Source organism: Streptococcus sp. SGI.013 (assembly GCF_050315295.1).
Taxonomy (GTDB): domain Bacteria; phylum Bacillota; class Bacilli; order Lactobacillales; family Streptococcaceae; genus Streptococcus; species Streptococcus porcorum.
In genome coordinates this window covers 1-22,212 of sequence record NZ_JBNPOS010000018.1, presented here as the reverse complement: position 1 = coordinate 22,212, position 22,212 = coordinate 1, and the positions used below count along the sequence as shown (strand labels likewise).

Genomic DNA, 22,212 nt, shown 5'->3' with positions numbered 1-22,212 from the left:
TTGAGTTCTTTTTTCTTACTCTAAAGGAGGTGAGATTGTGGCAATCAGGGGGCGAAAACCAAAGCCTACGAATATGAAAATACTTGAGGGAAATCCTGGTAAGCGACCACTCCCTACGAATGAAGTCAAACCCAAACAAAAAGCCCCACGTTGCCCACAGTGGCTTGAAGATGATGCAAAAAAGGAGTGGAAACGGATGGGAAAAATTCTCGAACAGATGGGAATTTTAACCGAAATGGACATGACTGCTTTTGCAGGTTACTGTCAAGCATACGCTCGCTGGAAAGAGGCAGAAGAGTTCCTTTCCAAGCATGGCTCCATTATCAAAACTCCGAATGGCTATCTCCAACAAGTCCCTCAAGTTTCTATCAGCCAGACTAACCTCAAAATCATGCTTAAATTCTGTGAACAATTTGGTTTGACACCTTCGGCACGAAACCGATTAGCAACGATGGATGCGGAAGTTGGTACAGGTGATGAAATGGAAGATTTGTTAGGAGGAATTTTATGAGCTATCATTATGAACCAAGTCCATTCATGCTCCCAACCTCACACTATGATGAGGCAAAGGCTGACAGGGCAGTAACATTTATCAATAACCTCTCCCACACCAAAGGTAAGTGGGCAGGAAAGCGATTTGATTTGTTGCCGTGGCAGGAACAGATTGTCCGTGACCTATTTGGAATTGTCAAGGAAGATGGCAATCGCCAATTCCTAACAGCCTATATAGAAATTCCTAAAAAGAATGGCAAGTCTGAGCTAGCAGCGGCTATCGCTCTTTATTTATTATATGCGGATAATGAAGCCAGTGCGGAAGTTTATGGTGCCGCTTGTGACCGAAACCAAGCATCAATCGTATTTGATGTGGCCAAACAGATGGTACAGATGAGTCGCCCCTTGGAAAAGCGGTCTAAGATAATGGGAGCTACCAAGCGTATTGTAAATTATTCTAACGCTGGGTTTTACCAAGTTCTTTCTGCAGAGACTGGGACAAAGCATGGACTAAACGTATCTGGCTTGGTCTTTGATGAAATCCATGCTCAGCCAAATCGTCATTTGTATGATGTATTAACCAAGGGGTCAGGAGACGCAAGGGAACAACCCCTCTTTTTTATTATCACAACAGCTGGAACGGATAGGAACTCCATCTGTTTTGAATTGCATACTAAAGCATTGGATATCCTGAATGGTAGAAAGAAGGACACTTCATTCTATCCAGTGGTTTATGGATTATCCGATGAAGATGATTGGAATGATGAAGCGAACTGGAGAAGAGCCAACCCTTCACTAGGGCATACTATTGGGATTGACCGTGTTAGAGAAGCCTACGAACAGGCACTTGATAACCCAGCTGAAGAGAATGTCTTTAAGCAGCTCCGTCTAAATATGTGGACAAGTTCAAGTGTTGCTTGGATTCCAGAACATGTTTATGCGAAAGGCAATGCCCCAATTGACTATGTAGCTCTTAAAGGTCGTGATTGTTACGCAGGGCTTGACTTATCGAGCACATCTGACATTACAGCCTTAGTCTTAGTCTTTCCGCCACGGAATAGTGAGGAGAACTACATTATCTTACCTTTCTTTTGGTTACCAGAAGATACCTTGGAACTTAGATGTCGTCGTGACCATGTTCTGTACGATGTCTGGGAGCGTCAAGGTTACATCAAAACAACGGAGGGTAATGTCGTTCACTACGGTTTTATCGAAAAATTTATTGAAGACTTGTCAGAAATCTATCATATCAAGGAAATAGCTTATGACCGTTGGAATGCGACACAGATGGTTCAGAATCTAGAAGGGATGGGCTTGACCATGGTGCCTTTCGGTCAGGGATACAAGGATATGAGTCCACCATCAAAGGAACTTTACAAACTTATGATGGAAGGCAAGATTCAACATGGTGGGCATCCAGTTCTGAAATGGATGGGACAAAACGTAGTCATGAGACAAGACCCTGCTGGTAATATCAAGCCTGATAAGGAAAAGTCAGTCGAGAAGATTGACGGTATTGTAGCACTCATTATGGGACTGGACCGTTGTATACGTCATCAAACCGATGAAGGAAGTGTGTATGATGAACGTGGAATATTGAGTTTTTAGGATGTATTCAACCTAAATAGGTTGAATATATCCTAAAAAGTGGTAGAATAGAGAAAAGGAGGATATTACCATGCAAATTAATATTGAAAACTTAATCTCTATTTCTGAAGCAAATCAAAACTTTTCTAAGGTAGCTCGTATGGTTGATACGAATGGTACTGCAGTAATTTTGAAAAATAACACACCAAAGTATGTATTAGTGGACTATCAGAGTCTAATTAAAGAGGAACAGGCAAGCCCTACGGTTGTTGAACAATCAACTTTGGATAAAGTTGCGACTTCGGTTTTATCACGCCATCTTGATGCATTTAAGGAATTGGCAAAATGAAAGTATTAACTGTTGAACAGGTTATTGAATTACACACTAGGTTAATTCAAGCTACTGGGGGTTTAGATGGTGTTAGGGATGTTGGTTTAATAGAATCTTCACTATCTTCAGCTTTTAGTACTTATTTTGGTGTTGAGAAGTATCCAAGTATTGAAGAAAAGGCTGCTAGACTTTGTTATTCGCTAGTTAATAATCATGCCTTCCTTGATGGGAACAAGCGAATTGGAGTTTTTGTCATGATTATTTTCCTAGAATTAAATGGCATTGTGTTAAATCAGACTGATGATGAAGTAGTGAAACTAGGACTTGGAGTAGCTTCATCAGAATTAGATTATGATGCAATTTTAGAATACATTCGGAATCATTAAAACTTTTCTTATTGAGGATATAACTTCAAGAAAGTGATAGAACATGGTATCTTCTTGAAGAAGGAGAGATGAAAACCATATAAGAATAAACGATAAGCACTTCAATCGAGGTGCTTTTTTCGTACTCAAAAGGAGGAAGTATGGGACTACTAGATTTACTGGGACGTAAGCGTGCTAGGGATAAGCCACGAAATAGTTATGAAGGCCAGGACTTTTCCTATCTGTTTGGACGAACGAGCAGTGGGGAGAATGTGGATGAGTTTAAAGCTATGCAGACGACAGCTGTTTATGCTTGTGTCCGTATCTTAGCTGAAGCAGTTGCTTCATTACCCATTCATGTATATGAGAGAACGGCAACTGGAAAGGAGAAGAAGGTGGAACATCCCCTTTATTTTCTCTTGCATGATGAACCTAACCCTGAGATGTCATCCTTTGTCTTTAGAGAAACCTTGATGACCCATCTATTGATATGGGGCAATGCCTATGTCCAGATTATCCGAGATAGGAGTGGACAGGTAATTAGTCTTTACCCACTTTTACCAGATAAGATGTCAGTACATCGAGATGAGAGTGGTAAGCTCTATTACAAATACAAGCGTCAGTCAGAAGAAAATCCTAACTTTAAGGAAAAGGGTGATGCTATTTTGAGAGCAGAAGATGTTCTCCACGTTCCTGGTCTGGGTTTTGATGGCTTGATAGGTTATTCTCCAATTGCCCTTGCTAAAAATGCTATTGGTATGACATTGGCTACGGAAAACTATGGGGCATCATTCTTTAAAAATGGTGCAAATCCTGGAGGTGTTTTGGAACACCCAGGTATTCTCAAAGATCCAAAACGAGTGAGAGATTCATGGAATGCAGTCTACAATGGGGTAACCAATGCCCATAAAGTGGCAGTTCTTGAGGAAGGGATGAAATACACTCAGGTAGGCATTCCACCTGAAGAAGCCCAGTTTCTCCAAACTAGAAAATTCCAAATCAATGAAATTGCAAGGCTCTACCGCATTCCACCTCATATGGTTGGTGACTTGGAGAAATCCTCATTTTCAAACATTGAGCAACAATCTCTAGAATTTGTTAAATATACCTTAGACCCCTGGGTAGTTCGTCTCGAACAGGCTTTCAAGAGGTCTCTTTTTTTACCTGAAGAAAAGAAAACCTACTTTGTGAAGTTCAATGTAGATGGTCTTCTTCGTGGTGATTATCAGAGTCGAATGAATGGTTATGCGATTGGGAGACAAAATGGCTGGCTGTCGACAAATGATATACGTGAACTTGAGGACTTGAATCTCCTTTCAGATGAGGAAGGAGGTAATCTATACTTGATAAATGGAAACATGACGAAACTGAAGGATGCGGGTGGCTTTATGAAACAAGTACCGTTAGAACAAGAAACCCAATCTGAGGAGGAATTGGATGCATAAGTTTTGGAATTTTACAGAAGATGATAGTGGTCGAACACTTCGTATTGAAGGACAGATTGCTGATGAGACGTGGTTTGGCGATGAAGTCACGCCACAAGTATTTAAAAATGATTTACATGCAGGAAGTGGAGACATCACCCTCTGGATTAATAGTCCAGGGGGTGATGTTTTTGCGGCGGCTCAAATCTATAACATGCTGATGGATTACAAAGGTGATGTCCATGTCGTAATTGATGGATTAGCCGCAAGTGCTGCTAGTGTCATTGCTATGGCAGGTACAACGGTTTCTATGAGTCCTGTTGCCATGATGATGATACACAATCCTTGGACAGTGGTACAAGGTGAAGCCAAAGATATGCAGAAGGTCATTGAAATGCTGGGAGAGATTAAGGAATCAATCATCAATGCCTATGAATTAAGAACAGGACTTTCAAGAACCAAACTATCTCATCTCATGGACTCAGAGTCTTGGTTCAATGCCAAAAAGGCTGTTGAACTAGGCTTTGCGGACAAGATTCTCTTTGACAAACAAGGGGAACATGGAATGGATATTGAGAGTTATTCTTTCAGTCGAACTGCTGCCCAACAAGATTTACTTGTCAAAATGCAGGCGAGACTTGAAGTCCAACAACCAAAGAAAACAATCCCTATCAATCAGTTGGAAAAACGATTGAATTTGCTCAAATAACGAAAGGAATATGAACTGATGTCTAAATTACTTGAATTGAAAGAAAAACGTAACCTAGCTTGGCAACAAGCAAAAACCTTCCTTGATTCTGTTCGAACAGAAGACGGACTGGTATCAGAGGAGGATTCTAAACGCTATGATGACATGGAAGGAAAAATCAACCTCTACAATCAAGAGATTGCTCGATTGGAGCGACAAGAAAAGATTGACCTTGAACTTGCTCAACCAGCCTCACAGGCTCTAATTGGGCAGCCCACTACAGTTCTGAATGACAAGACTACTGAAGTGGAAAAGAAGGGTGTGGCTTCAGATAGCTATGCCAAGACATTTTGGACAAGTGTTCGTAAACGTCACTTCTTTGATGTCAAAGATGTCCTTCGAGTTGGGGAAGATACCGAAGGTGGTCATCTAGTTCCTGATGAGTATGAGAAGAAACTAGTTCAAGGATTACAAGAAGAGAATTTCTTCCGCAGCCTTGCGACTGTTATCAAAACATCTAGTGGTGAGCGAAAGATTCCTGTTGTGACTGGACATGGTTCGGCCTCATGGATGGATGAAAATGGTCTCTATCCTGAAACAGAAGAAACCTTTGGTCAGGTGACACTCGACTCACATAAGATTGGGACTGCTATTCGTATTTCAGAAGAGTTACTTAACGATTCAGTCTTCGACCTTGAGTCCTATATGACAGCTGAATTTGCTCGTCGAATTGGAACGGAAGAAGAAAAGGCATTCTTGATTGGTGATGGTTCTAAGAAACCGACAGGTATCTTTACTCAGGCAGAAGTTACAGGTCCAACGACTGCTACAAAGGATATTACCTTTGATGACATGATTGAACTGTATCATTCTTTACCAGCACCATATCGTAAGAACGCAGTTTGGATTTTACATGATACGACTGTCAAAGCTATCCGTAAACTTAAAGATAATAATGGCAATTACATTTGGCAGCCATCCACTCAAGCTGGACAACCAGATTTGATTCTAAATCGTCCATACTATACATCAACCTTTGCCCCACTTCCTGATGCAGGAAACAAGGCCATTGCATTTGGTGATTTCTCATATTATTGGATTGCGGACCGTCAGGGACGTACCTTCAAACGTCTGAACGAACTCTATGCCAATAATGGACAGATTGGTTTTCTTGCTTCACAACGTGTTGATGGCAAGTTAGTCCTACCTGAAGCCGTGAAGACACTAACAGTAAAGGCTAAGTAGTCATGGTTAGTTTAGCAGAAGCAAAACAGTATCTTAAAGTGGAACACGATGATGAGGATGGGCTGATTGAGCAGTTGCTTGAAACCAGTCAACAACTATGTGAAAATATTTTGCGACAATCAATTTATTCAGAAGTTCTAAAGACGGCAATCCTTTATGGGGTTGCCTATCTTTATGAACACAGAGAAGATGCCAATCATAAGGAGTTGAAAGAGACTCTCTATCATTTGCTGCTGGCTGAACGAAAGGATGTGTTCTGATGAAGATTGCACCCTTGAGAGAACGCTTGTCATTTCAGATTCGACAGATTGTTCAAGATGAGATTGGCAATGAAACTTCGACATGGATACCTTTATTTGACCGGTGGTGCTCTTGTCGTCCTCTCACCTTGACCGAAAGGGATGGGAGTGTGACGAAACTGGAACAAGAGAAAGTCCAGTTCACCCTCAGGTATGAAAAGGCAATTCTTGGACTTCATTCTTTAGCGACTCACATTCAATTTCGTGGTCAAACCTATGAGATTGAGTCTATTGATGGAGATACAGTGCCAAGGCAACTGATTTACATCGTCGCCATTAGGGAGGAGAGTTATGACTAGAATTGAACTAGATGCACTAGAAACTGCCATCGCAAATGAGCTGGCGGAATTTGTAGAGGATACAACAGAGGTGATGCGTGAAGTTGTAGAGGAAGTCACTGAGGAATCTATTGAAACCTTGAAAGCAACGTCACCTAGAAAGAGTGGTTCCTATGCCAAAGGGTGGAAGAGTAAAGCAACGATTGATACTAGTACAGGTCTAACCAAGACCATTCATAATCGAACGCCAGGCCTGACGCATCTGTTAGAAAATGGTCATGCCAAAAGCTCTGGTGGGCGAGTTGAGGGAATCAAGCATATCGCTCCCGTTGAGAAACAAGCGATACAATCCTTAGAAGAAAAGCTGAGAAAGCGAGTGTGATAGGACATGTTACTGAGTGAAATGTACTCCATTCTCAAAGAATTACAGCTCCCAGTCGCCTACCATCATTTTGAAGAAGGGAGTCATCCAAGACCACCGTATCTAGTATATTTGGTGACTGATTCAGATAATCATGGTGCAGACAATTGGACCTATCATAAGCAGAATAACCTGCAAGTGGAACTCTATACCACTAAGAAAGATTTAGCAACTGAACACAAGGTGGAGTCATTATTTGACAGCCACCTTATTTATTTTGAAAAAGTAGAGACCTATATCTCATCAGAGAAACTCTACCAAATAACCTATTACATCACATTACATGGAGGATAGTATGGCTGAAAAGAATAAGGTCACCTTTGGACTACAAGATGTCCATTGGGCAGAAGTTACAAGCGAAGGTCCTGATGGTACGTTGACATACGGCAATGTAGAACGCCTTCGTGGTGCTGCAGAATTAACCCTTGATCCAACAGGAGACAAGGGTTCTTATAAGGCAGACAATATCAATTTTTATACAACAGAGTCAAATGATGGCTATGAGGGAACATTAAAAGTTGCCCTTTTAACGCAAGAATTTTTGACACGAGTCCTTGGAGAACAGTTGGATGCAACGACGAATACCATTTCAGAGATCGCAAACAGCGAAAAGAAAAATTTTGCGTTGATGTTCCGTTTTGAAGGGGATAAAAAAGAAACATTACACGTTTTGTATTATTGTTACGCATCTCGTCCGACTGTTGGTTCAAAAACCAAGTCTGGTTCAGATATCAATGAGGTAGAGTTGACCTTTACTGCCAGCCCTCGCCCACTTGATAAGGTTGTACGTAGACGTACAACGGAGGAAACGAGCGATGAGATTCGTGAAAACTGGTTCAAGGCAGTTTTTGAACCTCGTAGGTAAGGGAGAAGGCAATGAGAGAAAGTATTACCATAGCAGGCACGACCTACGAGTTAGCAACCAATGCCTATACCCCAATCGCTTATAAAGAGCAGTTTGGTAAGGACTATTTTCAAGATTTATTCTCGATGGTCAATAGTCAAGCAATCTTAGCAAAACTTGACGAGTTAGAAGATGGAGAGGAATTACAGGCACATCATATTGATGTTTCTATTCTGTCTGATTTCGATATGACATTTTTCCATCGAATCTTTTGGGTCTTTGCGAAGTCAGCCAATCCACGAGTGAAACCATTTGTGGATTTTTATATGGAGATGGAAGAATTTCCAGTGCAGGAAGTAGCCCCTGTCTTGATGAATATGTTGAACCAAGGGATGTCAACCAGAAAAAAGCAGATGAAACAGAAACAGCGAGTGAAGAAATCTTCACAGTAGAGAGTTATTTCTCCTGTTGTAAGGAGACTGGTCTGACCATTGACGATTTAAAACATATCTCTATTGGGATGGCACTTGACTACCAAACGGACTATGTGGAGATGCGTACTCGAGAAACTTCTCAAACACGACGAGCAACTCAAGCTGATTTTGATAATTTCTGATGGTAGAAAGGAGGGACTATGGCTGGAAATATCAAGGGGATTACGATTGAAATTGGTGGCGATACCCAACCCTTACAAGATGCACTTAAGGGTGTAAACAAACAAGCATCTGAAGCTACCAAAGAATTAAGACAGATTGATAAGGCTCTCAGGTTTGATACTGGCAATGTCACTCTTCTAACGCAAAAGCAGGAAGTCTTGGCAAAACAAGTCGAGACAACCAAAGAAAAATTAGCAACGCTCCGTCAAGCCCAATCTCAGGTGGAAGCTCAATTTAAGGCTGGAGATATTGGGGCAGACCAGTACCGTGCCTTTCAACGTGAGGTGGAAACTACTCAAAGGCTGCTAACGTCCTATGAAACTAAGTTAGCTGATGTGTCATCAACACTTGAGAATCACGGTCGAGCTAGTAGTTCAGCGGCTCAACAATTAGATAAACTCCAAGTGGAGCAGGTGCAGTTAGCAAGTGAGATGAACAAGGTCACGTCTCAATTTGAGTTACAAGAAAGTGCTTTGTCATCCAATAGTTCCGAAGCAGAACGCAATGCCATAGTCCAACAAAAGATTGGAGCACAGTCAGAAATTGTTTCTAAACAAATTTCCAATCTCGAAAAGCAACTAGCCCTGACAAAGAGTGAATATGGTGAGAATTCCATTGAAGCCAATAAGATGGAAGCTGAGTTGAACCAAGCAAAGACCGCACTCAATAACCTGAACAACGAGATGGATGAGACCAAATCCTCTGCCGATGGTGCTCAGGATGGCATGAAAGCCATGTCTGACACCATTCGGGCTGAGGCACTTCAAGCGACCAGTGAGAAGCTAGCAGACATCTCTCAGAAAATCTTTGAAGTCGGAACAGAATCCATGTCTGCGGCAGCTCAACTTCAAGCCAGCAATGCCCAATTCTCTACCGTATTTGGGGATATGGAGAATGCTGCTAAGGATGCCCTCAATAAGATTGGGGAAGAGATGGACATTGTTCCAGAGCGTCTTCAAGGCTCCTTCACTCAGATGGCTTCCTTTGCCAAAACCTCTGGGATGGATACGGCTCAGGCTTTGGAACTGACCACTCGTGCCACCAGAGCAGCGGCAGATGGGGCAGCATTTTACGACAAATCCATCGAAGAAGTCACCGAAAACCTGCAGTCCTTCCTCAAAGGTAACTATGAAAATGACGCAGCTCTAGGTATTTCTGCGACAGAAACCACTCGTAATGCAGCGGCGAACAAGCTCTATGGAAAGTCCTTCAATGAACTATCAGAAGCCCAGAAGCAGTTAACCCTCCTTCAAATGGTAGAGGACGGCAATGAACTCTCTGGAGCCTTGGGACAAGCTGCAAGGGAATCAGACGGACTGGAAAACGTTCTGGGTAACTTAAGACAGTCTGGAACTAATGCTCTAGCAGCAATCGGTCAACCGATTCTGGAGATGCTTATTCCAGTCTTTCAAAGTTTGGCAGATATTGTTAGTCAACTAGCGACTTGGTTTACCAACTTATCCAGTCCCATCAAGGAGGTCGTCATTATCTTCGCAGGTATTTTAGCCGTGGTAGGGATGTTACTTCCTGTTTTCTTGGGCTTACAGGTTGCGGCAGCCGCTATGGCGACAACCGTTGTTGGAATGATAACGGCATTTTTGCCAATTGTGGGGATTATTGTTGGTATTGTTGCTGCCATTACCTTACTGATTGTTGGGTTAAAAGAACTCTGGACGAATCACGAAGGATTTCGAACGGTTGTGACGGAAATCTGGAATAGTATCTATGCCTTTCTGTCCATGATCATCCAGCAGATTTCTAGTTTTGTTATGTCCATCTGGGGAACGCTATCCACATGGTGGACTGAAAACCAGCAATTGATTCTAAATGCTGCAACCACGGTATGGAATGCCATCACTACGGTTATTCAAACGGTGATGACTATTCTTGGACCGCTCATCCAAGCAAGTTGGGAGAATATCAAACTCATCATTACAGCCGCTTGGGAGATGATAAAGATTGTGGTCGAGACTGCTATCAATGTGGTACTTGGTATCATCAAGGCAGTCATGCAGGTTATCACTGGTGATTGGACTGGCGCTTGGGAAACCATCAAACAGGTCTTGTCGACGGTATGGGAGGGCATTAAGTCCCTTATTTCCTTAGCTCTCAATTTCATCGCCCAGTACATCTCAACTGCTTGGACGGGTATCAAGAATACCATCTCAAATGTATTATCTGCCATTAGTTCTGTCATTTCATCTATCTGGTCAGCAATTCAGTCGACAATTTCCAGTGTTCTGTCTGCGATTGGTTCAACAGTATCAACTATATGGAATGGTATCAGAAGTACCGTATCCAACATTCTGAATGGGATATCCAATACAGTTTCATCTGTTTGGAACGGTGTGAAAAATACAATTTCAAGTGCCATCAATGGTGCAAAAGATGCCGTGAGTAACGCCATCAATGCCATTAAAAATCTTTTTAACTTCCAAATCAGATGGCCGCATATTCCCCTTCCTCATTTTCGAGTATCTGGTTCAGCCAATCCGCTTGATTGGTTGAAGGGCGGAATTCCAAGAATTTCTATAGATTGGTATGCCAAAGGAGGAATTTTAACCAAACCAACCGCATTTGGGGTAAACGGCAATAGCCTAATGGTTGGAGGTGAGGCTGGAAAAGAAGCAGTCTTGCCCTTGAATGAACAAACGTTAGGTGCAATTGGTCGAGGAATCGCAAAGACCATGACAAGCAATCTACCGACCATTCACATCACTATTACAGGTAACACAGTAAGAGAAGAGACTGACCTTCATCGACTAGCGGAGATGGTTGGAGAGAAACTAGTATATGAATTAGAACGTCAGCAAGGATTGAGAGGAGTGAAACCATGATTAGATATAATGCATTAACCATTGGTGGAGTGTCCACGAGTTCTTTTCCTTTTAAGGTAATCGTGGTAGATAGTCCTTCAATCACAGTAAGTGAAAGTAAGACGCAATTGATAGAACACCAAGGCCTGTCAGGAGCGGTTCTTCAAACTAATCCTCGCAGAAGTGTCATGGAACTGAGCTACACCCTATATCTTGTAAAACCTAGTGAAGAACAGTTATTATCCTTTTTGAAGCTATTTTTGAAAGAAGGATTTTGGCTTGAGAACGCTAGTTTCAAGACCATACGCTTTTGGTGTTACAAGGTACACCATACTCCAGTTCAAAAGGATAAGCTGGGGGTGTATGAGTTTAAGGTTACATTTTCTTGTCACCCAACCAAGTGGTTCAAAACGACGACCTCGCAGGTGTTTAGGACTAGTGGTACTTTGAGAAGTCAAGGTTCAGCCATTGCTTTTCCAAAGATTACCATAAGTGGCAACTCAAGTAGTGAAACTAGCTTTACGATTGGGGATGATGTCATCCGCTTGGAGCGATTACAAGAAACACTCATTATGGATAATAATCCTAGTCAGCCAAGTTTTAAGACACAAAGAGGTCAGCCTGTAAAATGGTCTGGTGATTTTATCTCCATTGATGCAGGCAGGAATGACTCAGTTGGAGTTGTCTTAGGTGCTGGCATCACATCATTAACAATAGAAATGAATTGGGGGTGGGCTTAGTGCTATCTTTATTAGACAAAACCGTTCGAACGGCAAAATGGCATGGGAAACCACTCCCAGAGACCATAAAATCAAGTGTCAAAGAAAACTTGAATGGGGATTTTGTCCTAAATTTTACCTATCCAATTACAGATAGCGGATTATTTCGAGAGTTAAAAGAGGACTACCTCGTTCGTAGCCCAGTTCCAGTATTGGGACACCAGTTGTTTAGGATTAAGAAAGTCATTGAAGGAGACACCAGTCTTGAAGTTGTGGCCTATCACATATCAGATGACGTCATGACTAGGTTGGTATCTCCATTTAGGTGTGAACAGGTACCTTGTGCAACAGCACTATCAAGCATGGTCATGGCAAGCAAGTCTCCACTTGGAGATTTTTCTTTTACCAGTGACATTGTCAAGAATAGAACCTATACAACGGACAAGGAACAGACGCTGTACTCCAGCCTGATGGATGGTAAACACTCTATCCTTGGAACTTGGGAGGGAGAACTGGTTCGAGATAACCTTGCCTTATCAATTAAGAGTGAGCGAGGACAGGACCGTGGAGTTGTTATCTCTACTCACTACAATTTGAAAAAGTATCAGCGAACGAAAGAAAGTTCACAGATTATCACTCGTATCCATGCCACTTCAAGTTTCAAACAAGAGGGGGAGGATAGGGAGACTGTACTTCAAGTCACTGTAGATAGTCCGTTGATTAACTTCTATCCTTTCATCAATGAAGTGACCTATACAAATAATAGTGTCAGAACTCGTCAAGAGTTAATAGAGTGGGCTAGTAGCAAGTTTCGCTTAGAGGGTATTGATAAGCCCAAAGATGCCATCATCATTGAGGCATTTGAATTAGATGGTCAAACAGTTCATCTAGGCGATACAGTGACTTTAAAAAGCAAGCTACACGGCATTGATGTGAGGAAGAAAGCCCTTGCTTATGATTATGATCCTCTAGCTAAGAATTACCGCTCTATCACGTTTGATGATAAGGCAAGTATCGGTACAGGTAAAACTGGCGGAAGCTTGACTACCCTAGCAAATAATCTCCTTGAAGGGAATAAGCGGAGTGAGGATGTTGCCGTTGAAATTGCCATTGAGAATGCCAACAGAGCCTTTGATGCAGAATTTGAGAAACGTCAAGTAGCCATTGATAATGCAATCCTTCAGGCTCAAAGTCATGGGGAGGTCTATGCGGATCGATTAAAGGCTAGCATTGATAGTGAGCTTTCTTCTATTCACCAACAGATGCTGCAACAAGAAGAGGAACAGCAACGCACAACTCGTGATTTATTGGCAAAGGCTGAGGTTAACACCAACCTAGCTACAGAAGCCAAACAAAAAGCAGAACAGGCTCAAACTGAGGCGACTGAAGCCCTCAGGAGGGCAGAACAAGCCAAGCTTGATGCCATTAAAGAAGCTAACCGCTTGACTTCAACGGAGCGTAGTCAGACAGAGTCCAAAATTGCGACAGCAAAATCACAGGCTATCTCTGAAGCTAGTCGATTGGTTGATGTAGCAAAATCACTGTTGAGTGGACAGTTGGCAACTGTCAGAACCAATCTCTCGCAAACCAAGGAGGATATAAAACTTCTTGCGAGTAAGCAAGTTGTAGATAGTCTGACTGGTCGAGTAACCGGTGCAGAATCCATGATTCAAGTGCAAGCAGACCAAATTTCCCAGCGTGTAAAAACCAGTGATTTTAACCAAGCGAAACAGAGAATCGAAACTGCCGAGTCGTCTATTACGCAATTGGGGAATCGGATAACGACTGAGATTCGAGAGACCATAGCTAAGATTCCAGTTGATTTTGGTGGTCGAAATTACATACTAAAAAGTGATACTTATATTACATCCGGGAGTAAGTTTCTGGATAGTGCTTCGGACTTTATCGACTATGCTCAGGCAGGGAAATATGTGACGATCAGTGTTGATATCAAGGGGGAAAATCTGTCGCCTGATGAAAGAGGACAGTCTAGGATAGGATGCGAGCTACGCTTGACTTTATCCAATGGCAATCCTCTCTATCTAAACTGCTATAAAGTTGTTTCAGCAACCCAACCTCGCGAGCGAATATACCGAACGGTTCGTATTCCTGATGGTGTATCGGTTGTTAGTGTAGCAAAGCTCAATCTTTTTGTGCAAGTCAGAGGAAATGCCTTAGCTGGAAGACCAAAGTTTGAACTTTCTTCTATGCCTACTGACTGGTCACCTGCTCCTGAAGACTTAATCACAGATCTCAGTCAAACCAGAACACTAATTACTCAGACAGCTGAGGGCCAAACTCAGCTGTCTACAAAGCTTACTCATACTGAGAATAAAATGATGAATGCTGAAACCCAAATCAGGCAATTGTTGGGTGATGTGGCTAGTAAAGTATCTAAAATGGACTATGACAATCTCAAGAGTACAGTTGAGAATCATACGACAAGTATTAATCAAACGACCCAGTCCATTTTACTTAAAGCTGACAAGACCTTTGTGGACGGTGTGAAATCTACGGCAGAAGCAGCCCTTTCAAAAGCAACTAGCAATGCGACAATGATTAGTCAGACCAAGTCTGAGCTAACTATTGCCAATGATGCCATCTCACAGAAAGTCGCAAAGACGGATTTTAATAATTTGAGCGGTCGAGTAGCAAGTGCGGAAACCACTATCCGAACACAGGCTGGGCAAATCGAACAACGACTGACGAGTACGCAAGTTGAATCTGCAATTAACTCAAAAGGCTACCAAACCAAGTCACAGGTCGATTCCAATATTTCTGGTCGTGGCTATCTAACCAGCAGTTCTCTCCAGCCCTATGCGACGACAACTAGTGTGCAGAATTTGGTTAGAACCACCTATGATAGTTTTACCCAGCGAATCAGTCAAACGGAAAGCAGAATCCCTACCTCAGTTTCGCATCGCAACTTAATAGCTGGTACTTCAGACAGATGGAGTGCTTATCAGACGATAAATACCAATAGTAACTGGATAGCCTCTTTAGGAAGAGTTCAATTTGGGGATAGTAGTGGAATTTATGTTGGATCAAAAGTTCATTTATATGTTCATGTCTCAGCGGATGAGATTACCTTTGACCCTGCTGTAACGACTCGTACTATGAAACTTCAAGGTCCAATCTTGGATAGTCAAAATGTTTGGACATGGACCAACTGGAATTTGTATCACCCTTTCTACAATAAATGGAGCAGCAATCTGACAACAGGTAACAACTATCGCTTGATAAAACTGACTGCCACCGTCACTCAAGAGATGTACCAACACTCTAAAGGTTTTGAACTTCAAGTCAGAATCGATGGAGTTAAAACTGGTAAGTTCCATGTGAGAGCCTTAATGGTTTCAACTGGTGATATCTTTCCAGACTATTGGACACCGTCATTAGACGACTTTACGACAGTAACCGCCTTTCATGAAGTGCGGGATACTGTCAGCAGTCACACTCGAACAATTGGAGATCACACCAATCAAATCAGTCAGGTTGTTCAAACGGCTACTGGGATTGTGACACGAGTTGGCAATCTAGAAACAAGTCGAGCGACAATGGCGGCAGTGAATGCCATTCAAACTCAGGTTTCAACACTTGCTGGGTCGTGGTCGGTTAGAAATCTGACCAGTGCAGGAACAGTATTAAGTCAACTTAATCTCAATAAGGATGGCACAGTCAAGATTGATGGTAAACTCGTCCAAATTACAGGTACTACCTACATCCAAGATGGTGTCATTGCGAGCGGAAAGATTGCAAGTCTTGATGCAGGTAAGATTACGTCAGGCATCATCTCGGCAGCTCGTATTGGAGCAGAAGCAATCACTGCGGATAAGTTAAAGGTTGACCAGGCTTTCTTTACCAAGTTTATGGCAACAGAAGCCTACCTCAAGCAGTTGTTTGCCAAATCGGCCTTTATAACACAAGTGCAGTCAGTAACCCTATCTGCCAACAAAATTTCTGGAGGTATTTTGTCAGCCATCAACGGAGCTATGAAAATCAATCTTTCACTTGGGAACATCAAGTTCTTTACCAACTCTCCATCCATTTCTCGTGAGGTTAGTGGTTATCCTCACCAGTGGGTTTCATTTGAAACAGGTACGTCAAACGGTAAGCCATGTGGTGTAACCATTATCGGTTCCAATCGATGGAACAACTGGAATGCCAATGACGGTGGCTTTGTAGGAATCCGAGCATGGAACGGTACAGATACCGACCAAATTGATGTGGTAGGTGATAAGGTACGTTTAGCTAGTGCCCCATATACCAATCCAGATGGCTGGGAAATAGTAACGTTGCCTAACCGACTGAGTATTGATGCCTATAAAGCTTCTGACCGACCAAGTTCAATTTTGAATATCGGAGATATCCGCATCTATCGAAACGGTACAACATACGTCAGTTTGAAAGATGTTCTTCATCAATTCAACCACAATTTTAAACACTTAGTAAACATCACAGGTCGAGGTGATGTCATCTTGACATGGGATACGATTAAATAAAGGAGTTCACAGATGAATCTAGAACAAATCAACCAATCATTAAAACTAACTATTCAGGAGCTTGTCACAAAGCTCTCTGATGAAATTACCGCTAAGAACCTCATCGCCATCCAATTGGTGGAGAGGGATGAGGAACTTAGCCTATTGCGTAAAGAAAAACAGGAATTGACTGAGTTGTTAGAAGTTCAGACAAAACCTGAAGAAGGGAAAGGAGAATAGCGATTATGGCACTACTCAATATTGACAAAGTAACAGAACCATTTAATTTGGAGACAGCTCTTGCCTACATGCGTAAGAATGGAGAGTTCATACGTTGTAAAACCGCAGAGCAGGATTTTTACATGTATCTTGAAGAAGTAAGGCGACCTGCCATTAAAAATGGAAAGCGGCAATTGGTTACAACTGAAACAGTTTGGGCATTTAATCAGTGGGGCAGTACCACGTTAACATTGAACCTCTCTGATCTGTTCCATGATTGTTTCTATCTGATGCGGTTTGATGAGAACGGTCAACCAGATTGGTCAGACCCTTCCATTGTGCAGGAAGGTTCAGTAGAAAGTGAGGTGACCGATGAAGGAATTGTTAACACTTAATAAGATTTTATTTTCCATGATTGGAGGCTTGATTGGTAGTCTATTTGGAGAGTTGGATGGTATTCTATATGCCCTACTGGTCTTCATTATTATTGACTATCTAACAGGAATTTTTGCGGCAGTTGTAGAGAAACAATTGTCAAGTAGTATCGGTTTTCGTGGCATCTTTAAAAAGATAGCCATTTTATTTTTAGTTTCAATTGGTCATCTGATTGATACAGCTATTATCAAGCAAGGTGGAACAATTCGAACCATGGTCATTTTCTTTTATCTCAGTAATGAGGGTTTAAGTATCCTAGAAAATACCGTTCGAATTGGTCTACCAATACCTGAGAAACTACAAGCAATCTTAAAACAAATCAACGAGAGGTGATAAGATATGGGAGAACATCTAGTCATTTGTGGTCATGGACAGGGGCGAACAGGCTATGATCCTGGAGCAGTGAATGCCAAACTAGGCATCACAGAAGCTGGAAAGGTTCGAGAATTAGCCAAGTTAATGTCTAAGTACAGTGGACAACAGATTGATTTTATTACCGAACAAAATGTTTATGATTATCGAAGTATTACTAGTATTGGTAAGGGATACGACTCAATTACTGAATTGCACTTCAACGCCTTTAATGGTAGTGCCAAAGGTACAGAAGTCTTGATTCAATCTTCTTTAGAAGCAGACAAGGAAGATATGGCTATCCTATCTCTCCTTTCACGTTATTTCCAAAATCGAGGCATTAAGAAGGTAGATTGGCTCTATAATGCCAACCAAGCAGCGAGTCGTGGATATACCTATCGATTGGTGGAGATTGCCTTTATCGATAATGAACAAGACATGGCGATTTTTGAAACCAAGAAAGAGGACATTGCGAAAGGTCTTGTGTCAGCAATAACAGGAGTTGAAGTCAAGACAATAGTTCCCTCGCCCCCCAGTTCAATTGTTGGGAGTTCAGGAACTCCTTCAAAATCAATCTATCTTGTTGGTGATAGTCTTAGGGTGTTGCCTCATGCGACTCATTATCAGACTGGTCAGAAAATCGCTAACTGGGTCAAGGGGCGCACCTACAAAATCCTCCAAGTGAAGAATGTTCACCAGTCAAACAGTAAGAGAGCTTATCTACTTGATGGAATCATGTCATGGGTGCTTGAGCAGGATGTAGAAGGAACAACCAAAGGCCATAGTGAGCAAACCTATCAAGCACAGAAAGGCGATACGTATTTTGGAATCGCCCGGAAGTTTGGTCTATCAGTAGATGCCCTTCTTGCGGTAAATGGCTTGAAGAAGTCGGATATCCTGAAAGTTGGACAAACACTCAAGGTTAACGCTGCTTCAAGGACAACAACGGCCATTCCAACCAGTGTTACAAGTCGTGTGGTTGCATCAGCATTATCCAAGGTCGGTCAAAAGGTGACCGTTCCATCTAACCCTTACGGTGGACAGTGTGTCGCCTTGGTGGATAAGATTGTGCAAGAGTTGACGGACAAGAATATGTCCTATACTAATGCCATTGATTGTTTGAAGAAAGCAAAATCAAATGGTTTCCAAGTAATCTACGATTCTTGGGGTGTGAATCCTAAAGCAGGTGATTTCTATGTCATTCAAACAGATGGTATGGTATATGGGCATATTGGTGTCTGTGTGACGGATTCTGATGGAAAAAGTATTGATGGCGTGGAACAGAATATTGATGGATATTCTGACCATAATAAGAACGGTATCAATGACCAATTGGAAATAGGTGGCGGTGGGATCACTCGTCGTGTGAAACGTCAATGGATGGCGGATGGCTCACTCTACGATTCAACTGGAACAGTTAAACTCGGTAAAGTTGTAGGTTGGTTTAGAATTTCATAATTAAGATATAAGCCTGGTGGAAACATCAGGCTTTATTTTTTTGTCTTTTTTTTCAATAAGTGCGGAAAAATTACTCCAAAACCTACCTAGTAAGGTAGGAGGAATATTTGTATTCCATGAACTATGGCATAAATTTATCAGGTCGAATTAGTTTGTCTGATAACTTGACTAATTTTCCCTTTAGAGTGATATATAGTGTGCCATTACATAGGAAGGAGAGTAAATGTCCGTAAAAAAGATTAGAGTCAATAATAAAAAACACAAGCAGAGGATCTGTGCCTACATTCGAGTTTCGACGACTAATGGAAGTCAGTTAGAATCGTTAGAAAATCAGAAACAGTATTTTGAAAACCTGTATTTCAATAGAGAGGATATTGATTTTGTAGGTGTTTATCATGACAAAGGTATATCTGGTTCTAAGGATAATCGTCCAAATTTTCAAGCCATGATTGAAAATTGTCGTAAAGGTATGATTGATGTTATTCATACTAAGTCGATTGCCCGCTTTGCCAGAAACACGGTTACAGTTCTTGAAATTAGTCGTGAACTGAAGGCAATAGGAGTAGACATATTCTTTGAGGAACAAAACATTCATACCCTTTCAAGTGAAGGGGAAGTGATGCTTTCAGTATTAGCGAGTATTGCTGAGGACGAGTTGAGGAGTATGAGTGGCAATCAACGTTGGGCATTTCAAAAGAAGTTCCAACGAGGTGAGCTAGTCATTAACACCAAGCGATTCTTAGGATACGATTTAGACGAGAATGGTGAGTTGATTATCAATCCAGAAGAAGCTTTGATAGTCAGGAAAATATTTGCACTTTACCTTGAAGGGTATGGTACTCATCGTATTGCCAAACTGTTAAATGAAAAGGGAGTTGCGACGGTTACAGGAGCTAAATGGCATGACACCACAATTCGTCAAATGTTAAGCAATGAAAAATACAACGGTTCAGTCTTATTGCAGAAGTATTTCCATGATGGTGTGAATGGTCCTAAAAAATTGAACCAAGGAGAACTTGAACAATACTTGATAGAAGATAATCATGACGCCATTATTTCAAAAGAAGATTGGCAAAAAGTCCAAGATAAGTTAAATAGTAGAAGATGGCAAAAAGGTAGAAACAAAACCTATAAATTTACTGGGTTGTTAAAGTGTCAGCATTGTGGCTCGACTTTAAAGAGACAAGTTTCCTATAAGAAAAAAATTGTTTGGTGCTGTTCCAAATATATAAAAGAGGGAAAAGTAGCCTGTCAGGGGATGCGAGTGCCAGAAGTAGATATTTCAAATTGGGTGATAACCTCACCAGTTACAGTAATAGAAAGGGATGGAAATGGGGAAAAGTATTACAGTTATTCCGGCCAAGAAAGTGCAGACCAGCGTTCTTCATCAGGTCAGGAAGAAAATCAAAGTAGCCGCATATTGTCGAGTGTCCACCGACCAAGAAGAACAACTATCAAGTTATGAAAACCAAGTTAATTATTACCGAGAGTATATCTCCAAACACGAGGACTATGAGTTAGTTGACATCTATGCGGATGAGGGCATTTCAGCAACCAATACCAAAAAACGTGATGCCTTTAACCGCTTGATACAAGATTGTAGGGCTGGTAAGGTGGATAGGATTTTGGTCAAGTCAATTAGTCGATTTGCCAGAAACACCCTTGACTGCATTAAGTACGTCCGAGAGTTGAAAGAACTTGGTGTTGGTGTGACTTTTGAGAAAGAGAATATTGACAGCCTAGATTCCAAAGGTGAAGTTCTCCTGACAATCCTTTCTTCCTTGGCACAGGATGAGTCACGTTCCATTTCAGAGAATGCGACATGGGGAATTCGTAAGAAGTTTGAACGCGGTGAGGTGCGCGTGAATACCACAAAGTTCATGGGTTATGACAAGGATGAGAATGGTAGGCTTATCATTAACCCTCAGCAAGCTGAAACAGTTAAATTCATTTACGAGAAATTCTTAGATGGGTATAGTCCTGAGTCCATAGCTAAGTATTTGAATGACAATGAAATATCTGGTTGGACTGGGAAGGCAAATTGGTATCCAAGTGCTATACAGAAAATGCTTCAAAATGAAAAGTACAAGGGTGATGCCTTATTGCAGAAGACCTTTACCGTTGATTTTTTGACTAAGAAACGAGTTCAAAATGATGGTCAGGTTGACCAGTACTATGTAGAAAATAGCCATGAAGCTATTATTGACAAAGACATTTGGGAATTAGTACAGTTGGAATTGGCAAGGAGGAAAGCCTACCGAGAGGAGCATCAGCTCAAGTCCTATATCATGCAAAATGACGATAACCCTTTTACAACTAAGGTGTTCTGTAAAGAATGTGGTTCAGCCTTTGGTCGAAAGAACTGGACCACCAGTCGAGGTAAACGCAAGGTTTGGCAATGTAACAATCGATATAGGGTCAAAGGACAGATTGGCTGTCAGAATAACCATATTGATGAAGAAACGTTAGAGAAAGCCGTAGTAATGGCTGTAGAACTATTGAGTGAGAACGTGGATCTGTTGCATGGGAAGTGGAATAAGATTATAGAAGAAAATCGTCTGCTAGAAAAGCATTATAGTACAAAGTTAGCTGAAATGATAAACAAGCCTTCCTGGGAATTTGATTCGTATGAGATGTGTCAGGCATTGGATAGTATTACAATTGTGGAGGATGGACAGATAACTGTCAGATTTTTAGAAGGAACTGAGGTAGACTTGTAACTAGGCTATTACTCTAGTTAATGTTTGCAATTAGACATATATGCATTATACGAGATTTCCAATGGCTCATAAATCGAAATAGTTTTAAGCTCAATCAACGGTCGTGGGCTGACCCCAAAAAAGTGAGAATTTAATAAAAACACCCTAGGGCTACCGTCTCCGGTATTCAACCGGAGACAGGTAGTCCGATTTTTGTTGGATTCTTTTTTCATTATAATATTTGATGTAATTTTCTACAATTTGAATTACAATATATTTCTGAAACAACACAATACAAATATTGACATGCAATTATTAATTGGTGGATTTTAAGTTGACATCTACAAAGTTTAATGTTAGAATACATTCAAAAATATATTTGAATGAGGTGTTTTATGATTCAA

Annotated in this window: 22 protein-coding genes and 1 pseudogene; 22 read left to right on the top strand and 1 reads right to left on the bottom strand. The window is 41.4% G+C overall.

Annotation, left to right across the window (positions count from 1 at the left end; translation table 11 throughout):
• The first annotated feature begins 37 nt into the window (after positions 1 to 37).
• From ACQRDX_RS05990 to ACQRDX_RS05885, 22 genes are all read left to right on the top strand, one after another.
• The gene (locus ACQRDX_RS05990) at positions 38 to 511 is read left to right on the top strand and encodes a phage terminase small subunit P27 family (RefSeq protein WP_024414194.1); all 474 of its coding nucleotides are present in this window, start codon (positions 38 to 40) and stop codon (positions 509 to 511) included.
• Complete coding sequence (locus ACQRDX_RS05985; protein ID WP_427895353.1) at positions 508 to 2,100, top strand: terminase large subunit; 1,593 nt, start codon at positions 508 to 510, stop codon at positions 2,098 to 2,100. The genes ACQRDX_RS05990 and ACQRDX_RS05985 overlap by 4 nt, the downstream gene beginning before the upstream one ends.
• 70 nt (positions 2,101 to 2,170) lie before the next feature.
• Positions 2,171 to 2,428, top strand: a complete 258-nt coding sequence (locus ACQRDX_RS05980; protein ID WP_248043602.1) for a type II toxin-antitoxin system Phd/YefM family antitoxin — start codon at positions 2,171 to 2,173, stop codon at positions 2,426 to 2,428.
• On the top strand, positions 2,425 to 2,796 hold the full coding sequence (locus ACQRDX_RS05975; RefSeq protein ID WP_024409988.1) for a type II toxin-antitoxin system death-on-curing family toxin: 372 nt from the start codon (positions 2,425 to 2,427) through the stop codon (positions 2,794 to 2,796). The genes ACQRDX_RS05980 and ACQRDX_RS05975 overlap by 4 nt, the downstream gene beginning before the upstream one ends.
• Before the next feature lie 140 nt (positions 2,797 to 2,936).
• A complete protein-coding gene (locus tag ACQRDX_RS05970; RefSeq protein ID WP_427895350.1) occupies positions 2,937 to 4,220 on the top strand; it encodes a phage portal protein in 1,284 nt (427 codons plus the stop codon).
• Positions 4,213 to 4,908 (top strand): head maturation protease, ClpP-related, encoded by a 696-nt coding sequence (locus ACQRDX_RS05965; RefSeq protein ID WP_277837008.1) that lies wholly within the window; start codon positions 4,213 to 4,215, stop codon positions 4,906 to 4,908. The genes ACQRDX_RS05970 and ACQRDX_RS05965 overlap by 8 nt, the downstream gene beginning before the upstream one ends.
• 18 nt (positions 4,909 to 4,926) lie before the next feature.
• On the top strand, positions 4,927 to 6,132 hold the full coding sequence (locus ACQRDX_RS05960; RefSeq protein WP_427895348.1) for a phage major capsid protein: 1,206 nt from the start codon (positions 4,927 to 4,929) through the stop codon (positions 6,130 to 6,132).
• A 2-nt stretch (positions 6,133 to 6,134) separates the two neighbouring features.
• Positions 6,135 to 6,392 (top strand): head-tail connector protein, encoded by a 258-nt coding sequence (locus ACQRDX_RS05955; RefSeq protein ID WP_427895346.1) that lies wholly within the window; start codon positions 6,135 to 6,137, stop codon positions 6,390 to 6,392.
• Complete coding sequence (locus ACQRDX_RS05950) at positions 6,392 to 6,730, top strand: phage head completion protein (protein WP_172090444.1); 339 nt, start codon at positions 6,392 to 6,394, stop codon at positions 6,728 to 6,730. The genes ACQRDX_RS05955 and ACQRDX_RS05950 overlap by 1 nt, the downstream gene beginning before the upstream one ends.
• Entirely contained in the window at positions 6,723 to 7,091 is a 369-nt protein-coding gene (locus ACQRDX_RS05945) for an HK97 gp10 family phage protein (RefSeq protein ID WP_024409982.1), read from the top strand. The genes ACQRDX_RS05950 and ACQRDX_RS05945 overlap by 8 nt, the downstream gene beginning before the upstream one ends.
• Positions 7,092 to 7,097: 6 nt before the next feature.
• The gene (locus tag ACQRDX_RS05940; RefSeq protein ID WP_044752899.1) at positions 7,098 to 7,424 is read left to right on the top strand and encodes a hypothetical protein; all 327 of its coding nucleotides are present in this window, start codon (positions 7,098 to 7,100) and stop codon (positions 7,422 to 7,424) included.
• Between the two features lies 1 nt (position 7,425).
• Positions 7,426 to 7,995: a major tail protein gene (locus ACQRDX_RS05935; RefSeq protein ID WP_427895343.1), complete on the top strand. Its 570-nt coding sequence runs from the start codon at positions 7,426 to 7,428 to the stop codon at positions 7,993 to 7,995.
• An 11-nt stretch (positions 7,996 to 8,006) separates the two neighbouring features.
• On the top strand, positions 8,007 to 8,426 hold the full coding sequence (locus ACQRDX_RS05930) for a hypothetical protein (protein ID WP_105182297.1): 420 nt from the start codon (positions 8,007 to 8,009) through the stop codon (positions 8,424 to 8,426).
• A gap of 182 nt (positions 8,427 to 8,608) precedes the next feature.
• A complete protein-coding gene (locus tag ACQRDX_RS05925) occupies positions 8,609 to 11,467 on the top strand; it encodes a phage tail tape measure protein (RefSeq protein ID WP_427895341.1) in 2,859 nt (952 codons plus the stop codon).
• Positions 11,464 to 12,186 carry a phage tail protein gene (locus ACQRDX_RS05920; protein ID WP_112477657.1) on the top strand — a complete coding sequence of 241 codons (723 nt, stop codon included), beginning with the start codon at positions 11,464 to 11,466 and terminating at the stop codon, positions 12,184 to 12,186. The genes ACQRDX_RS05925 and ACQRDX_RS05920 overlap by 4 nt, the downstream gene beginning before the upstream one ends.
• A complete protein-coding gene (locus tag ACQRDX_RS05915) occupies positions 12,186 to 16,667 on the top strand; it encodes a phage tail spike protein (protein WP_427895338.1) in 4,482 nt (1,493 codons plus the stop codon). Before ACQRDX_RS05920 ends, ACQRDX_RS05915 begins: the two co-directional genes overlap by 1 nt.
• Before the next feature lie 12 nt (positions 16,668 to 16,679).
• The gene (locus tag ACQRDX_RS05910) at positions 16,680 to 16,886 is read left to right on the top strand and encodes a hypothetical protein (RefSeq protein ID WP_002943561.1); all 207 of its coding nucleotides are present in this window, start codon (positions 16,680 to 16,682) and stop codon (positions 16,884 to 16,886) included.
• 5 nt (positions 16,887 to 16,891) lie between these two features.
• A complete protein-coding gene (locus ACQRDX_RS05905) occupies positions 16,892 to 17,260 on the top strand; it encodes a hypothetical protein (RefSeq protein ID WP_002943562.1) in 369 nt (122 codons plus the stop codon).
• Complete coding sequence (locus ACQRDX_RS05900) at positions 17,238 to 17,633, top strand: phage holin family protein (protein ID WP_002943563.1); 396 nt, start codon at positions 17,238 to 17,240, stop codon at positions 17,631 to 17,633. Before ACQRDX_RS05905 ends, ACQRDX_RS05900 begins: the two co-directional genes overlap by 23 nt.
• Before the next feature lie 6 nt (positions 17,634 to 17,639).
• On the top strand, positions 17,640 to 19,109 hold the full coding sequence (locus ACQRDX_RS05895; protein ID WP_248047575.1) for a LysM peptidoglycan-binding domain-containing protein: 1,470 nt from the start codon (positions 17,640 to 17,642) through the stop codon (positions 19,107 to 19,109).
• A gap of 223 nt (positions 19,110 to 19,332) precedes the next feature.
• The gene (locus ACQRDX_RS05890) at positions 19,333 to 20,574 is read left to right on the top strand and encodes a recombinase family protein (protein ID WP_427895335.1); all 1,242 of its coding nucleotides are present in this window, start codon (positions 19,333 to 19,335) and stop codon (positions 20,572 to 20,574) included.
• Positions 20,477 to 21,829: a recombinase family protein gene (locus ACQRDX_RS05885; RefSeq protein ID WP_171841401.1), complete on the top strand. Its 1,353-nt coding sequence runs from the start codon at positions 20,477 to 20,479 to the stop codon at positions 21,827 to 21,829. Before ACQRDX_RS05890 ends, ACQRDX_RS05885 begins: the two co-directional genes overlap by 98 nt.
• 150 nt (positions 21,830 to 21,979) lie before the next feature.
• Here the strand turns inward: ACQRDX_RS05885 and ACQRDX_RS05880 are convergent.
• A pseudogene (locus tag ACQRDX_RS05880) lies at positions 21,980 to 22,093 on the bottom strand (IS3 family transposase); the annotation flags it as partial.
• Positions 22,094 to 22,212 lie beyond the last annotated feature (119 nt).

What these genes read in the sequence shown, in the direction of transcription:
- ACQRDX_RS05965 (WP_277837008.1), top strand. Translation starts at nt 4,213, where the DNA reads ATGCATAAGTTTTGGAATTTTACAGAAGATGATAGTGGTCGAACACTT.
- ACQRDX_RS05960 (WP_427895348.1), top strand. Translation starts at nt 4,927, where the DNA reads ATGTCTAAATTACTTGAATTGAAAGAAAAACGTAACCTAGCTTGGCAA.
- ACQRDX_RS05975 (WP_024409988.1), top strand. Translation starts at nt 2,425, where the DNA reads ATGAAAGTATTAACTGTTGAACAGGTTATTGAATTACACACTAGGTTA.
- ACQRDX_RS05985 (WP_427895353.1), top strand. Translation starts at nt 508, where the DNA reads ATGAGCTATCATTATGAACCAAGTCCATTCATGCTCCCAACCTCACAC.
- ACQRDX_RS05925 (WP_427895341.1), top strand. Translation starts at nt 8,609, where the DNA reads ATGGCTGGAAATATCAAGGGGATTACGATTGAAATTGGTGGCGATACC.
- ACQRDX_RS05905 (WP_002943562.1), top strand. Translation starts at nt 16,892, where the DNA reads ATGGCACTACTCAATATTGACAAAGTAACAGAACCATTTAATTTGGAG.
- ACQRDX_RS05890 (WP_427895335.1), top strand. Translation starts at nt 19,333, where the DNA reads ATGTCCGTAAAAAAGATTAGAGTCAATAATAAAAAACACAAGCAGAGG.
- ACQRDX_RS05955 (WP_427895346.1), top strand. Translation starts at nt 6,135, where the DNA reads ATGGTTAGTTTAGCAGAAGCAAAACAGTATCTTAAAGTGGAACACGAT.
- ACQRDX_RS05920 (WP_112477657.1), top strand. Translation starts at nt 11,464, where the DNA reads ATGATTAGATATAATGCATTAACCATTGGTGGAGTGTCCACGAGTTCT.
- ACQRDX_RS05970 (WP_427895350.1), top strand. Translation starts at nt 2,937, where the DNA reads ATGGGACTACTAGATTTACTGGGACGTAAGCGTGCTAGGGATAAGCCA.
- ACQRDX_RS05940 (WP_044752899.1), top strand. Translation starts at nt 7,098, where the DNA reads ATGTTACTGAGTGAAATGTACTCCATTCTCAAAGAATTACAGCTCCCA.
- ACQRDX_RS05895 (WP_248047575.1), top strand. Translation starts at nt 17,640, where the DNA reads ATGGGAGAACATCTAGTCATTTGTGGTCATGGACAGGGGCGAACAGGC.
- ACQRDX_RS05910 (WP_002943561.1), top strand. Translation starts at nt 16,680, where the DNA reads ATGAATCTAGAACAAATCAACCAATCATTAAAACTAACTATTCAGGAG.
- ACQRDX_RS05900 (WP_002943563.1), top strand. Translation starts at nt 17,238, where the DNA reads ATGAAGGAATTGTTAACACTTAATAAGATTTTATTTTCCATGATTGGA.
- ACQRDX_RS05945 (WP_024409982.1), top strand. Translation starts at nt 6,723, where the DNA reads ATGACTAGAATTGAACTAGATGCACTAGAAACTGCCATCGCAAATGAG.
- ACQRDX_RS05935 (WP_427895343.1), top strand. Translation starts at nt 7,426, where the DNA reads ATGGCTGAAAAGAATAAGGTCACCTTTGGACTACAAGATGTCCATTGG.
- ACQRDX_RS05930 (WP_105182297.1), top strand. Translation starts at nt 8,007, where the DNA reads ATGAGAGAAAGTATTACCATAGCAGGCACGACCTACGAGTTAGCAACC.
- ACQRDX_RS05950 (WP_172090444.1), top strand. Translation starts at nt 6,392, where the DNA reads ATGAAGATTGCACCCTTGAGAGAACGCTTGTCATTTCAGATTCGACAG.
- ACQRDX_RS05980 (WP_248043602.1), top strand. Translation starts at nt 2,171, where the DNA reads ATGCAAATTAATATTGAAAACTTAATCTCTATTTCTGAAGCAAATCAA.